The sequence below is a fragment of the Cryobacterium glaciale genome, assembly GCF_004402535.1.
GTDB classification, from domain to species: domain Bacteria; phylum Actinomycetota; class Actinomycetes; order Actinomycetales; family Microbacteriaceae; genus Cryobacterium; species Cryobacterium glaciale.
Genome location: NZ_SOEY01000007.1, coordinates 123972 through 135789, shown reverse-complemented (window position 1 = coordinate 135789; position 11818 = coordinate 123972). Strand labels below are relative to the sequence as shown.

Sequence of the window (11818 nt, the reverse complement as noted above, 5' to 3'; positions counted from 1 at the left end):
TGCGGGGCGCCACCCGCGCCTCAGGCGATCGCGTCGGCGACCGTGAGCAGCTCAGCGTGGAACGCCGATGCCACGTGCGGGTTGGTGATGCGCCCGTCGTGTGTATTGAGGCCCTGGGCGAGGGCGGCGTCTTCGGCAATGGCCTTCTTCCAGCCCTTCTGGGCCAGCGCGACGACGTAGGGCAGGGTTGCGTTGGTCAGCGCGCGGGTGGACGTGGCAGGCACGGCACCGGGCATATTGGCGACGCAGTAGTAGATGCTGTCGTGCACCGCGAAGGTGGGGTTGTCGTGCGTCGTGGCGTGCGAGCCCTCGAAGCAGCCGCCCTGGTCGATCGCGATGTCCACGAGCACTGAGCCCGGCTTCATCGACGCGACCATGGCGTCGGTGACGAGCTTGGGTGCCTGCGCGCCCGGAATGAGCACGGAACCGATCACGAGGTCGGCTTCCCGCACCTGCTCGGCGATCTCGTACTGGGTCGACGCGCGCGTCTGGATCTCGCCGTTGAACCGGGCCTCGAGCTGGCGCAAGCGAGCCAGCGACAGGTCGATGATCGTCACGTCGGCGCCCATACCGAGCGCATTGGCCGCAGCGTGCTCGCCGGCGACACCGCCGCCGATCACGACGACCTTGGCCTTGGGGGTTCCGGGCACGCCGCCGAGCAGTATGCCGCTGCCGCCGTTGGCGCTGAGCAGGTGGTACGCGCCGACCTGCGCTGAGAGGCGGCCGGCGACCTCGCTCATCGGGGAGAGCAGTGGCAGGCTGCGGTCGGGCAGCTGCACGGTCTCGTACGCGATCGCGGTCGTGCCCGACGCGAGCAGGGCATCGGTGCACTCAGCGGATGCCGCGAGGTGCAGATAGGTGAACAGTACCTGGCCAGGGCGCATCAACGGGTATTCACTGGCAATGGGCTCCTTGACCTTCAGGAGCAGTTCGGCCGCGGCCCAGACTTCGGCGGCGGTGTCGGCGATGGATGCCCCGGCGAGCCGAAACGCATCGTCGGTGATGCTCGAGCCGAGTCCGGCGCCCTTTTCAATGATGACCTCGTGGCCGCGGCGGGTGAGTTCATTGACGCCAGCCGGGGTGATCGCGACGCGGTTCTCGTTGTTCTTGATCTCTGTGGGAATGCCGACCAGCATGAGGTCTCCGTCTCGGGGGTTGAAGCCGAACGACTCGGCTGTGATAGACGTAAGACTGCTATTGATTCGTTCCGGCTAGGTAAAATCCGTAGAATCTGCCAGACTTCAAGAATATTCCATGAAATATGCGGATGACGGGAGCCCTGCGATGGCGGAAACGAAGAGGATTCGGGTTGCCGAGACTCTCGACGAGGTCGACCGCATTCTGGTCGCGGCGCTGCAGGCAGATTCCCGCACCACCAACAGCCGACTGGCCAGCGCGGCCGGCATCGCCGAGTCCACCTGCGTTTCCCGGGTGCGTTCGCTGGTCAGCCGCGGAATCGTCACGCGCTTCACGGCCATGGTCGACCCCAAGTCGATCGGGCTCGGCCTGCAAGCCCTGATCAGCGTGAGCATTCGCGCCGGCGCGCGCACACATATCCCGGCCTTTCGCGATTCGATCCGGGTGATGCCGCGCGTCGTGCAGCTGTTCTTCCTCGGCGGTTCCGAGGACTTCATCATTCACCTGTCGGCCCGCGATACCGACGACGTGCGTGATTTCGTGCTGGAAAACCTCTCGGCCAACCCCGCAGTGGCGTCCACCCGCACGAGCATGGTGTTCGAGCACTTCTACAACGGCGTAGCTCCCGAGTAGTTAAGCCAGCACGAGTAGTTCAGCCCGTACGTCTATTCGCGCCAGTACCCGGCCTTGCCGAGCAGCTGCACCTCGCGATTCGCGGTCTCGGGCACCGGCACTTCGGGCGGAAAGACGCCAAAACCCCGCCACATTTCAATGTCGGGCGCGATCTGCTCCCACAGGTTCTCGACGAGCGGGTCGGGCAGCGAGTATTCGAGGCCGAGGTGCTTGGCGATGCTCCAGGCCTGGAACGCCCGATACAGGGCGGTGTGCTGCAGGGCTTCCTTGAGCGGATAGTCGCCGTAGCTGAGGTGCACGACCTTGTCGGGGTCGAGGTCGTCCCTGACCACCGCTGTCGTCACGTCGTTAATGCGGTCGTAATTGCCGATCGGATCGTCACCGAGCAGATCACCCTTGTAGGTATCACCGACCTCCTCGATCGTTTTTCCCTCGAGCACCGCGGGCAGCCAGGCTTCGTCTTCGGCGTGCGAGGCGAGAATATCGCGCAGGGTCGGGTTCTCCTCGGTCGACCACTCGGCCGGGGCGGGCCGGTCGAGCTGTGCGGGAGTGATCTGGTCGACGACGAAGCGCAACGCGGCATCCGCTTGAAGGAACATCTCTCTCTGCTTCATCTGGGGAAGCTAGCACGGCTGCACGGCTGAGGCTATAAGCTCGTCGGCCAGACCCTCAGCCGATCCGTGCCACGATCACCGCGATCTGCGCCACTGGAGGGTTGCCGGCCTGTCGCAGGTGCGCGGCGATGGCGTCGTGCACCCGAGCGCTGACCTCGGCCGAGGACTCGGCCGCCCCGATGCCGATCTTCGCGGTGACCCGCACACCGTCGGCCTGCTGCGCAGTGTGCACCAGCGGCGTGTGCACCAGCGGCGCTGCGGGCGCACGATGCGCGACAGCATCGAGGGTGGCGGTGAGTACGGTGGCCACGATCGACCCGGCCGGGTACAGCGCGTCAACACCAGGAACCTGGCGCACCAGCGCGTCAAGCTGGTCGGTGAAGGGAAGAACCGTGGTCATCAGTGCTCCTTTTCTTGAGCGGGTGCATCGGGCAGTGCCTGCAAATCGCTCACGGTGATGTCGATGGCCGCCACCACAAGTTCCGTGTATTTGCCCAGCGCGACGTACATCGCGTGGCGCAATTGCTCGGCGAGCAGCGGTATATTCTCCCCCGGGAATACGGTCACATCGACCCCGATGGAGATCGGTGCGCCGGGCACACTGACGTCGCCGACCAGCACACACCGGCCCACGAATACGTTCTGCATGCGGTCGCCGGTCTCTCGCAGAATGCCGCGCACGGCGCCCTCCGTCACGACCAGCCGCGCGGTCGGCGAGGGGTGGGCCAGCGGAATCTCGCGGCCGGCGTGGGCCTCCAGGGTGATGTTGTCCAGAATGGCCGACACCCAGCTGTCGTCGCGCCGCGATTCACGTTCGAGGTCTCGCTCGAGCAGCAACCGCTGAGCCCGGCGCAGGCGTTCGAGACCGCGCAGGGCGATCTCACAGTCCGGCGAATCGTCGATGCTCGCGTCGGCGGGCATCCGGTCACGGTCGAGGTAGTCGCTGAGGTGCTCGATGGTGTGGCCGCTCAGGCCGGCCTGTTCGCGCTCGGTGTCGTCGAGGTCGAAGGCGAGGAAGCGCCGGTTTGCCGGCGTCAGTTCGGTCATCGCCATTCCTCCATCTCGCGAAGCAGGGTTTTTCGCGCCCGGGCCAGCAGGCCGCGCACGGTCGAGAGCGGAAGGTTGACCTCGGCGGCAATATCACCGTAGCTGTACTCGGCGACTTCCCGCAGGGTCCAGCAGCGGCGTTGGTCTTCGGGAAGGGCGGCGAGCACCCGGGCGAGTGCTTCGGTCTGTGATTCGACTTCGGCCAGGGCGTGCGGGGCGTGGTGGTCAGGTGCCGGGGCATCCGTGTCGTCGATGTTGACGTGCTGGCGGCGAGCGCGCAACCGATCGATGCTCTTGCGGCTGACGATGCGCATGAGCCAGCTCTTCACGGCGCTGCCGTCGTCGAGGGTGCCCAGTTGCTGCCAGGCCGTGATGAACGACTCCTGGACGACATCGTCGCTCTCGTCGTTGGAGCCGAGAATCCGAATGGCGTAGACCCGCATGAGCGGGCCGTACCGCCGAACGAGTACTTCAAAGGCTCGCAGGTCTCCGTCGGCGGCGCGGTCGGCGAGCATCTGGTCGGTCGCCGCAGCGAGCGGCGACGCGACCTGCTCACGCAGGGTGCCGGGCATTGTCCCCTCCTCCAGAGAACCCTAAAAAGTTTTTCTCATCTTTGCGTGACGAATATGCCACAGGTTGCGTCCTACAGGTAACAATCCGCTTTCGGCGTGACAAACAGCCAGACCTTAAGGAGTTCTTCAGATGGACCTCATCGACACCAATGGCACCGCGTCCTCGAGTAAATCAACCAACACCAGCGCCCCGATCGGCACGGCACGGGCGGGCGAGCCGCTGATCGGGACCGGAAAGACGGTCATCAATGACGGCGTCGTGGCCAAGGTCGCCGGCCTCGCCGCTCGCGAGGTCGCCGGTGTGCACGCGCTCGGCGGCGGCGCCGCTCGCGCCCTTGGCGCGATCCGCGAGGCGATGAACAGCACCGATGTGAGCCAGGGCGTGTCGGTCGAGGTCGGCGAGACCCAGGTGGCCGTGGACGTGACCATCGTCGCCGAGTACCCGGTGCCGTTGCAGCAGGTGGCAAGCGACATCCGCTCCAATGTGATTCGGGCCATCGAGGATCTCGTTGGCCTCGAGGTCACCGAGGTCAACGTGACGATCGTCGACATCCACCTGCCGAGCGACGACGCCGCCGTCGAAACCGAACCGACCAAGGCCGCACTCCGATGACCACCGCGACCCGCACCGGAATGCTGGTCGGAGCGTTGTTGGCGCTGACCTGGGTGATTCTGGGATTCTGGGCATTTGTGTTCGTGGGCGCGGCGATGCTCGTCGGAGCCCTCGTCGGCCGGGTGATCGACGGCCGTCTCGACGTGAGCGGCCTGATCGGCGCCTTCCAAGGAAAGCGCTCCTCGTCATGAGCGTGACGGCCGACTCGGCCGACTGGTTCCTCGGTGCGCCCAGTGACATCAAGCACAGTGACATCAAGCCCAGTGACACCCCAGCGCACTCGCCGACGGACGAAACCCCGGCCTTGACCCGTGGGCGCACCCGTATCGTGCCGCGCGCGCTGCGCCAGATCGTCGGCATGGTCACCGCCGAATCGCTCGGCGTCACGCCGAACCAGGTCAGCGTGGAGCTGGGCGACGACCACGGCCTGCTCGCGCTCACGATCAGCACGTCGATCCGGGTTGTGTCCCTGCAACGCGTCACCCGCGAACCGGCCCTGATCGCGCGCACCGGTGGCACCATTCTGGCTCGCTCGGCGGCCTCTCAGACCGAGATCCGCCGCCGCGTCGGTGAACTGACCGGCGCCGACATCGGTCGGGTCACCGTGCGCCTCACCGGCGTGGACGTCACCCCGGAACGGCGCGTGCAATGAACCTGTCAGCGACCTACGGGCGCATCATTCGGCGGGAACTGCATTCGCCGCGGTCCGCCGCGGCGATCGCCGTGGCCGTCACGATCATGCTGCTGTGCGGCTGGCTCGGCACCGAGATCGTGCTGCACCTGATCAATGAGCCGGCCCTGCTGGCGACGCCGGCGGATCTCGCGGAGGGTGTCGCATCCGCTTCAACCGCGCCCGCTCCGCTACTCGCGGGTCTCTCCGTTGGCTGTGGCCTGGTCGGCCTCCTGCTCGTGGTGCTCGCCGGTGCACCGGGACGGCGGGCACGGCACCAGATCGATTCCGAGCGCACGGTGACCGTCGTCGATGACGAGGTCATCGCATCCGCTCTCGCCGGTCGGTCCGCACGCGTGGGCGGGATCGACCCGGACAACACCCGGGTGAGCATCTCCCGCCGCCTCGCCACGGTGCACCTTGTGCCGACGTCGGGGCGACCCGTGCACCAGGGCGCCGTGCTCGATGCCGTGCGCGGGCAGCTCGACGGGCTGAACCCGCGGCCGCCCCTGCAGTCCCGGGTGGTCGTGGCGCTCGGCGGAAAGGTCGGCGCGTGAACAACACCAACCGCGCGCTCAACCGCAGCCTGATTCTCGTGGCCGGCCTGCTCCTGCTCGCCGCGGCCACCATGCTCGGCCTGCTCGCCACGCCAACCGCGATTGCGGATGCCTGGGGCCGAGTTGCCGACAGTGTTCGCACGACGGTCGCGGGCTGGCTCCAGGCCACACCGCTTGCAGCGACAGGGCACAGCTGGCTCTGGATCGCCGCCCTCGCCCTGCTGGCCGTGGTCGTCGGCCTGCTGCTGGGCTTCATCGTGCGGCAGGGCCGCGGCCATTCCGGCCGGCTGATCAGCGAGCAGACCACGGACTGGGGCAGCACCCAGGTCGATTCGGCCGTCGCCGAGCAGATGCTGCAGGAGGCGCTCACCGAGCGTCCGGAGTTTCTATCGACCCGCGTCTCGACCTACCGGGTCGCGCGCGGAGCCGTGCTGAAGATCTCGGTGACCTGTCGACGCGGCCGCGACCCAGCGGATGTCGTGCGCATCGTCGAACAGGCGCTCACCGCCCTCGACGACCTCCTCGGTCTGCGCATCCCCGCGCTGCTGCAGATCAGCGGCGGCTTCCGGGTGCGCAGCAATCGCACCACGCGCATCAGCTGAGCGGATGCCGCACCCCCTACTCACGTTCGGCGCGCCCGCGCCGAACAGCCCCCGGAAACACAACCCGAAAGAGAGAACACGATGAGTGCATCGGACAAGATCAAGAACGCCGCGCAGGACCTCAAGGGCAAGGCCACCGAGGCCGTCGGCAAGGCCACCAACGACGACTCCAAGGTCGCCGAAGGCCGTGCCGACCAGACCAAGGCGAGCGCCAAGAAGGTCGGCGAAAACGTCAAGGACGTCTTCAAGGACTAGTCCCACCCGGGTGCGCGGCGGGCGCTGAGGCGTGCCGCGCACCCGTACTCCCCTGGCCCTGTGGCCGAATATCACGCCATGAAAGGAAGCACAATGTCCAACCTCTATGCAACCTCGCCGGCCGCGAGCGCCGAAGATTCCGAGTTCGACGGTTCGCCTGCGAAGACCGCCGCGACCCATACGGCGAACGTTGCCGCCGACCAGGCCTCGAAAGTGGGCGACACCGCCGCGCACGCGGCCGGTGAGGTCGCCGACGTCACCAAGGACGAAGTGGGAAAGGTCGCCGCCGAGACGAAGAAACAGGCGAAAGACCTGCTCACGGATGCCCGCAGCCAACTTACCGAGCAGGCCGGCGAACAGCAGGCCCGCGTCGCCGACGGCCTGCGCTCGATCAGCGACGAGCTGACCCAGATGGCCACCGTGTCCGATGCAGACGGAGTCGCCACGGACCTCGTGCGGCAGGCCGCGTCCCGCGCCGGGCGTGTCGCAACCTGGCTCGACGACCGCGACCCCGGGTCGCTGCTCGACGAGGTGCGTTCCTATGCCCGTCGCAAGCCCGGAACGTTCATCGCCCTGGCCGCCGCGGCGGGTATCCTGGCCGGCCGGTTGACCCGCTCGGTCGCCGCGGAGTCTGCCGATGAGGCGAAGAGCACGGCCGGGGACCGCAGCGGTATCGACACCGACACCACTCCGCGGTATACCGGCGCAGCAGATCCCGGCGTTGGTCTGTCCGGCACCGGCGGCGCAGTCGGCCAGGCCGGCATCGTTGGGCTCACCGACACGAGCGACCGCACGAGCGTCGCCGGGCAGCCCGGCCTGCTCGGCGACGACCCCGATCTGGCGGTTCCGGAGCGATGACCGACCTGCATACTCCGTCGGAGCAGAAGGCCGCGGAAACCTCGCTGGGAGACCTGCTGGGAGAAGTCACCCGTGACCTCTCCACGCTCATGCGCCAGGAACTTGAGCTGGCCAAGGCCGAACTGCGCCAATCGGCCACCCGGGCCGGAAAAGGCGCCGGCATGCTGGGCGGCGCCGGCTACGCCGCGATCATGGCCGTGCTGTTCCTGTCGATCGCCCTCTGGTGGAGCCTGGGCTACCTGGTCGGCAACGGCTGGTCCGGCCTGATCGTAGCCGGACTCTGGGCAATCATCGGCCTCGTGCTCTTCCTGATGGGCCGTAAGGAACTGAAAACCGTCAAGGGTGCACCGCGCACCGTTGACTCCCTGAAGAAAATCCCCGACACACTGAAACGAAATGAGGAAAACCGATGACCGACACCGACCGCACCCCCGATCAGATCCGCATGGACATCGAGCGCACCCGGCGCGAGCTCGGCGGCGACGTCGACGCGCTCGCCGACAAGGTGACACCGTCCAAGATCATGCAGCGCCAGACCGACAAGGTGAAGTCCGCCTTCGGTTCGGTATCGGAGCGTGTCATGGGCGCGGCCTCGCAGACCGGCGACGCTGTGTCTTCGGCGACCGACACCATCGGTGATCTGCCGCACCAGGCCGCGAACAAAGCCAAGGGAAACCCCATGGCCGTCGGACTCATCGCATTCGGCATCGGCTGGCTGGCCGCGTCGCTGGTTCCCGCCAGCGACAAGGAGAAGGAGCTGGCCGGTTCGTTGAAGGAAGCGGCCCAGCCGCTCATCTCCGAGGCGACGGATGCCGCCAAGCAGCTGGCCGACAACCTGCGCGAACCCGCGCAGGAGGCCGTCGCCGCGGTGAAGGACAGCGCCACCGACGCCGTCGACGAGGTCAAGTCGGCCGCGCAGGGAGCCGCGTCCGAGGTGAAAGACGAAGCGCAGGCTGCGAAGGACACCGTCACCGACACGGCTCGCGACGAGGCCGCTTCGGCGAAGCACAAGAGCGACACCAACCTGTACTGATTCCTCCCCCGGCATCCCGCCGGATAGCTCGAAACGCAGTACATTTTCAGCGCCGGGGATCGCGGTCGCCCTGACCGATCGCGATCCCCGGCCTCATTCGACCCGAGCAGGAGACCCCCCATGGTTGACCACGGCCAGAGCCAGAAACTCGCCGACGCCCCAGCGCCCGACGATGAGCATAAGCCCGACTCCCCGACCGAGGTCACTAAAACCTCGTGGAAGTACGTCTTTAAGCGCACGCTGGGCGAATTCGGCACCGACCAGTGCACCGACATTGCGGCGTCGCTCACCTACTACGCCGTGCTGTCGCTGTTTCCGGCACTCATCGCCCTGGTCTCCCTGCTCGGCGTATTCGGGCAGGGAAAGCAGTCAGCCGACACGCTGCTGACGATTCTCGCCTCGGTCGCCCCCGGCGACGCTCTCGAGGTCATTCGCGGACCGATCGAACAGTTCAGCACCTCACCGTCGGCCGGGTTTGCACTGGTGGCGGGGATCGCGGTGGCGATCTGGTCGGCATCCGGTTATGTCGGCGCCTTCAGCCGAGCTATGAACCGCATCTACGAGATCGACGAGGGTCGCACGTTTCTCAAACTCAAGCCCACCCAGCTGCTCGTGACCGTCATCGGCATCACCCTGCTGCTCGTGGCCGTGCTCATTTTGGCCATTTCCGGCCCCGTGACGGATGCCGTTGGCGCGGCCCTCGGGCTCGGCCAGACCGTGCAGGTGGTCTGGTCCATTGCCAAGTGGCCGGTACTCGCGGCGACCGTCGTGCTGCTGATCGCGGTGCTGTACTACTTCACGCCGAACGTGCGGCAGCCCAAGTTTCGCTGGATGAGCCTCGGTGCCCTGGTCGCCCTCGTGGCGATCGTCGTCGCCTCGCTCGGCTTCGGCTTCTATGTCACGACCTTCTCGAACTATGCCAAAACGTACGGTTCGCTGGCCGGGATCGTGATTTTTCTGCTCTGGCTGTGGCTGACCAACCTCGCGCTGTTGTTCGGGGCGGAGTTCGACGCCGAACTCGAACGTGGGCGCGAGCTTCAGGCCGGCATCGCCGCCGAAGAGAATATTCAGCTGCCGCCGCGCGGCACCAAGAAGAGCAAGAAGGCCGCCCTGAAGGAGATGCAGACCGTCGCCGACGGCCGCCGCATCCGCAAGGCGAACGCGACCCAGCGCGAGTAGGAGGCCCCGTCTCTTTTTTTAGACGGGGCCCGGGCCCCGTCCCTGGGCCCAGTTTGTATCATGGGCCCGCGTTCGGGGCCCGGGCCCCGTCCGCGATGCACGCACGTGCTGGTTGGATAGGAGTACCCGGCGACCCGGCCACACCGAATGGGGGCACGCGTGCGACTGCTCTACGCGCTGTTCCTGAGCGGCATCATCCTGGCCGTGGGGCTGTCGGTGGCGCTGCCCGATGCAACGCTCGTCGCCGGTGGGCTCACCCTCGCCGCGGCCGCGGTGGGCCTGGTTCTGGTCAACCGCACCCAGCGCATCATTGCACTGCTGCTGATCGGCGTGGGGCTGGCATCCGTTGTGCTGGCGCTTATGTTCGGCGGCCAGTTTGACGGCCGAAACCTGCTCTCGGTCAACCAGGACCTCATCGGCATGCTCACGGCGGTGTCGTTTCTACGGCTCGTCATCCCGACCGTGCCGAACACCCGCACCCGACTGCGCGGCCGCCTCGCCGTGGTGCGCACGGCCCTGGCCACGCACGCGCTCGGTGCGATCATCAATATCGGAGCCGTCGGCATCGTCGGCGATCACCTGCGCGGCCGTTCCGCGCTCCGGCTGGCCGACGCCGCGCTGTTGACCCGATCCTTCTCGGCGGCGGCGTTCTGGTCACCGTTCTGGGCGGCCGCCGCGGCCGCGACCACGCTCGTGCCGGGAGCGAACTCCCTCGTGTTGCTTCTGGTGGGCCTGGCGCTCGCGATCGTCGCGATCGGCCTGAGCCTCTGGGACATCTTCCACCTCTGGGGACCGGACCTTCCCGCGTATACCGGCTACTCCCTGAGTTGGGCGCTCGTGCGCGTTCCACTCGCCCTCGTGGCCCTCGTAATCACCGCCCACCAGCTGTTTCCCTCGGTCACCGTGCCGCGAATCGTGCTGATCGCCGGCCTCAGCGTCACGCTGATCGGCCTGCTGATCACCAACGGTCGCGGGGCCCTGCGCGCGCTCGCCCGACACGCCCGCCACGACCTGCCGCAGCTGCGCGGCGAGGTCACGCTCTTCGCCTCGGCGGGCGTGCTCGCCGTCGGCCTGCGGATGCTGCTTCCCCTGTTCGACCTACCGCTGCCGGTGTCCGAGTTCACCGTTCCCGTCGCCTGGGCGATGATTCTCTCCATGGTTCTCTGCGCGATCATCGGGGTGCACCCGGTCGTGTCGGTCGCGATCGTCGCGGCGCTGGTGCATCCGCTGCACCCCGACCCGACCCTGTTCGTGCTCGCCGCGTGCATCGGCTGGGGAGTATCGACGGCGGTCGGTCCGATCACCGGCCTGACCCTGCTGCTCAGCGCCCGGTACGGCATCGACAGCATCACCCTCACCCGCCGCAACCTGGTCTACCTCGCGGCCGTGCTGGTCGCTGCCTGGCCGGCGCTGCTGCTCTGCGCCGCACTGGTCTAGCGCTCGGGGGACGAACGCGCCAACAGATCAGGCAGGTGCACCCCCGTTCGCGAGGCGAACGAGGGTGCACGTGGGCGTCAGATCAGACGGCGACTTCGACCGGCTCGTCGCTGACGACGTAGTTCTGAATCTCGATGAGCAGTAGGTCGCCGGCCTCCTGGTCGGTCAGGCCCTGGGCCAGAGCGAGTTCGGAGACGAGGATCTGGCGGGCCTTTTCGAGCATCCGCTTTTCGCCGGCAGAGACGCCCTTGTCCTGGTCGCGGCGCCACAGGTCGCGCACGACCTCACTGACCCGATAGACGCTGCCGCTGGCCATCTTCTCCTGGTTGGCCTTGTAGCGACGCGACCAGTTGCCCGGCTCCTCGGTGAAGGCGTTCTGCAGAATTTCGTACACGGCGCTCACTCCGGCGGCGTCGATGACATCGCGCACGCCGACCAGCTCGACGTTGTCGACCGGCAGCTGAATGGTCAGCGCGCTCGTGTGCACGTTGAGGGTCATGAACTGCTTCTCGACGCCCTTGATGGTGCGGGTCGCCAGGGCCGTGATAGTGACCGCTCCGTGGTGCGGGTAGACCAGGGTTTCGCCAATTTCAATCTTCATAGAATGCGCC

General features: G+C 67.1%; 18 protein-coding genes. 12 read left to right on the top strand and 6 right to left on the bottom strand.

Annotated features, from left to right (window positions below):
• Positions 1-20 precede the first annotated feature (20 nt).
• On the bottom strand, positions 21-1136 hold the full coding sequence (gene ald, locus E3O06_RS04510; protein WP_134501803.1) for an alanine dehydrogenase: 1116 nt from the start codon (positions 1134-1136) through the stop codon (positions 21-23).
• 148 nt (positions 1137-1284) lie between these two features.
• On the opposite strand from ald, the gene E3O06_RS04505 reads away from it, so the two are divergent.
• Positions 1285-1770, top strand: a complete 486-nt coding sequence (locus tag E3O06_RS04505) for an Lrp/AsnC family transcriptional regulator (RefSeq protein WP_134501802.1) — start codon at positions 1285-1287, stop codon at positions 1768-1770.
• Positions 1771-1802: 32 nt separating this feature from the next.
• Here E3O06_RS04505 and E3O06_RS04500 read toward each other — a convergent pair whose 3' ends face one another.
• From E3O06_RS04500 to E3O06_RS04485, 4 genes are read right to left on the bottom strand one after another with little or no spacing between them, the layout of a single operon-like run.
• Entirely contained in the window at positions 1803-2384 is a 582-nt protein-coding gene (locus E3O06_RS04500) for a hypothetical protein (protein WP_134501801.1), read from the bottom strand.
• 55 nt (positions 2385-2439) lie between these two features.
• The gene (locus tag E3O06_RS04495) at positions 2440-2784 is read right to left on the bottom strand and encodes a hypothetical protein (RefSeq protein WP_134501800.1); all 345 of its coding nucleotides are present in this window, start codon (positions 2782-2784) and stop codon (positions 2440-2442) included.
• Entirely contained in the window at positions 2784-3431 is a 648-nt protein-coding gene (locus tag E3O06_RS04490; protein WP_134501799.1) for an Asp23/Gls24 family envelope stress response protein, read from the bottom strand. Before E3O06_RS04490 ends, E3O06_RS04495 begins: the two co-directional genes overlap by 1 nt.
• Positions 3428-4003 carry an RNA polymerase sigma factor gene (locus tag E3O06_RS04485; RefSeq protein ID WP_134501798.1) on the bottom strand — a complete coding sequence of 192 codons (576 nt, stop codon included), beginning with the start codon at positions 4001-4003 and terminating at the stop codon, positions 3428-3430. Before E3O06_RS04485 ends, E3O06_RS04490 begins: the two co-directional genes overlap by 4 nt.
• A gap of 130 nt (positions 4004-4133) precedes the next feature.
• Between E3O06_RS04485 and E3O06_RS04480 the strand changes: the two genes are divergently transcribed.
• The 11 genes from E3O06_RS04480 (at position 4134) to E3O06_RS04430 (ending at position 11207) form a co-directional block, all read left to right on the top strand.
• Positions 4134-4616: an Asp23/Gls24 family envelope stress response protein gene (locus E3O06_RS04480; RefSeq protein ID WP_134501797.1), complete on the top strand. Its 483-nt coding sequence runs from the start codon at positions 4134-4136 to the stop codon at positions 4614-4616.
• Positions 4613-4807, top strand: coding sequence for a DUF2273 domain-containing protein (locus E3O06_RS04475; protein WP_134501796.1), 195 nt, complete (start codon positions 4613-4615; stop codon positions 4805-4807). Before E3O06_RS04480 ends, E3O06_RS04475 begins: the two co-directional genes overlap by 4 nt.
• Positions 4804-5268 carry a hypothetical protein gene (locus E3O06_RS04470; RefSeq protein ID WP_134501795.1) on the top strand — a complete coding sequence of 155 codons (465 nt, stop codon included), beginning with the start codon at positions 4804-4806 and terminating at the stop codon, positions 5266-5268. Before E3O06_RS04475 ends, E3O06_RS04470 begins: the two co-directional genes overlap by 4 nt.
• The gene (locus tag E3O06_RS04465; RefSeq protein WP_134501794.1) at positions 5265-5843 is read left to right on the top strand and encodes an Asp23/Gls24 family envelope stress response protein; all 579 of its coding nucleotides are present in this window, start codon (positions 5265-5267) and stop codon (positions 5841-5843) included. Before E3O06_RS04470 ends, E3O06_RS04465 begins: the two co-directional genes overlap by 4 nt.
• Entirely contained in the window at positions 5840-6445 is a 606-nt protein-coding gene (locus tag E3O06_RS04460) for a hypothetical protein (protein WP_134501793.1), read from the top strand. Before E3O06_RS04465 ends, E3O06_RS04460 begins: the two co-directional genes overlap by 4 nt.
• 81 nt (positions 6446-6526) lie before the next feature.
• The gene (locus E3O06_RS04455) at positions 6527-6700 is read left to right on the top strand and encodes a CsbD family protein (RefSeq protein ID WP_134501792.1); all 174 of its coding nucleotides are present in this window, start codon (positions 6527-6529) and stop codon (positions 6698-6700) included.
• Positions 6701-6793: 93 nt separating this feature from the next.
• Complete coding sequence (locus tag E3O06_RS04450; RefSeq protein WP_134501791.1) at positions 6794-7558, top strand: methyl-accepting chemotaxis protein; 765 nt, start codon at positions 6794-6796, stop codon at positions 7556-7558.
• Positions 7555-7971 (top strand): phage holin family protein, encoded by a 417-nt coding sequence (locus E3O06_RS04445; RefSeq protein ID WP_134501790.1) that lies wholly within the window; start codon positions 7555-7557, stop codon positions 7969-7971. Before E3O06_RS04450 ends, E3O06_RS04445 begins: the two co-directional genes overlap by 4 nt.
• Positions 7968-8591, top strand: a complete 624-nt coding sequence (locus E3O06_RS04440) for a DUF3618 domain-containing protein (protein WP_134501789.1) — start codon at positions 7968-7970, stop codon at positions 8589-8591. Before E3O06_RS04445 ends, E3O06_RS04440 begins: the two co-directional genes overlap by 4 nt.
• 120 nt (positions 8592-8711) lie before the next feature.
• Entirely contained in the window at positions 8712-9770 is a 1059-nt protein-coding gene (locus E3O06_RS04435; protein WP_134501788.1) for a YihY/virulence factor BrkB family protein, read from the top strand.
• A gap of 159 nt (positions 9771-9929) precedes the next feature.
• Positions 9930-11207 (top strand): hypothetical protein, encoded by a 1278-nt coding sequence (locus E3O06_RS04430; protein WP_134501787.1) that lies wholly within the window; start codon positions 9930-9932, stop codon positions 11205-11207.
• A gap of 82 nt (positions 11208-11289) precedes the next feature.
• Here E3O06_RS04430 and E3O06_RS04425 read toward each other — a convergent pair whose 3' ends face one another.
• Positions 11290-11808 (bottom strand): CarD family transcriptional regulator, encoded by a 519-nt coding sequence (locus tag E3O06_RS04425; protein ID WP_092107039.1) that lies wholly within the window; start codon positions 11806-11808, stop codon positions 11290-11292.
• Between the last annotated feature and the right edge of the window lie 10 nt (positions 11809-11818).

What these genes read in the sequence shown, in the direction of transcription:
- ald (WP_134501803.1), bottom strand. Translation starts at nt 1,136, where the DNA reads ATGCTGGTCGGCATTCCCACAGAGATCAAGAACAACGAGAACCGCGTC.
- E3O06_RS04505 (WP_134501802.1), top strand. Translation starts at nt 1,285, where the DNA reads ATGGCGGAAACGAAGAGGATTCGGGTTGCCGAGACTCTCGACGAGGTC.
- E3O06_RS04500 (WP_134501801.1), bottom strand. Translation starts at nt 2,384, where the DNA reads ATGAAGCAGAGAGAGATGTTCCTTCAAGCGGATGCCGCGTTGCGCTTC.
- E3O06_RS04495 (WP_134501800.1), bottom strand. Translation starts at nt 2,784, where the DNA reads ATGACCACGGTTCTTCCCTTCACCGACCAGCTTGACGCGCTGGTGCGC.
- E3O06_RS04490 (WP_134501799.1), bottom strand. Translation starts at nt 3,431, where the DNA reads ATGACCGAACTGACGCCGGCAAACCGGCGCTTCCTCGCCTTCGACCTC.
- E3O06_RS04485 (WP_134501798.1), bottom strand. Translation starts at nt 4,003, where the DNA reads ATGCCCGGCACCCTGCGTGAGCAGGTCGCGTCGCCGCTCGCTGCGGCG.
- E3O06_RS04480 (WP_134501797.1), top strand. Translation starts at nt 4,134, where the DNA reads ATGGACCTCATCGACACCAATGGCACCGCGTCCTCGAGTAAATCAACC.
- E3O06_RS04475 (WP_134501796.1), top strand. Translation starts at nt 4,613, where the DNA reads ATGACCACCGCGACCCGCACCGGAATGCTGGTCGGAGCGTTGTTGGCG.
- E3O06_RS04470 (WP_134501795.1), top strand. Translation starts at nt 4,804, where the DNA reads ATGAGCGTGACGGCCGACTCGGCCGACTGGTTCCTCGGTGCGCCCAGT.
- E3O06_RS04465 (WP_134501794.1), top strand. Translation starts at nt 5,265, where the DNA reads ATGAACCTGTCAGCGACCTACGGGCGCATCATTCGGCGGGAACTGCAT.
- E3O06_RS04455 (WP_134501792.1), top strand. Translation starts at nt 6,527, where the DNA reads ATGAGTGCATCGGACAAGATCAAGAACGCCGCGCAGGACCTCAAGGGC.
- E3O06_RS04450 (WP_134501791.1), top strand. Translation starts at nt 6,794, where the DNA reads ATGTCCAACCTCTATGCAACCTCGCCGGCCGCGAGCGCCGAAGATTCC.
- E3O06_RS04445 (WP_134501790.1), top strand. Translation starts at nt 7,555, where the DNA reads ATGACCGACCTGCATACTCCGTCGGAGCAGAAGGCCGCGGAAACCTCG.
- E3O06_RS04440 (WP_134501789.1), top strand. Translation starts at nt 7,968, where the DNA reads ATGACCGACACCGACCGCACCCCCGATCAGATCCGCATGGACATCGAG.
- E3O06_RS04435 (WP_134501788.1), top strand. Translation starts at nt 8,712, where the DNA reads ATGGTTGACCACGGCCAGAGCCAGAAACTCGCCGACGCCCCAGCGCCC.
- E3O06_RS04425 (WP_092107039.1), bottom strand. Translation starts at nt 11,808, where the DNA reads ATGAAGATTGAAATTGGCGAAACCCTGGTCTACCCGCACCACGGAGCG.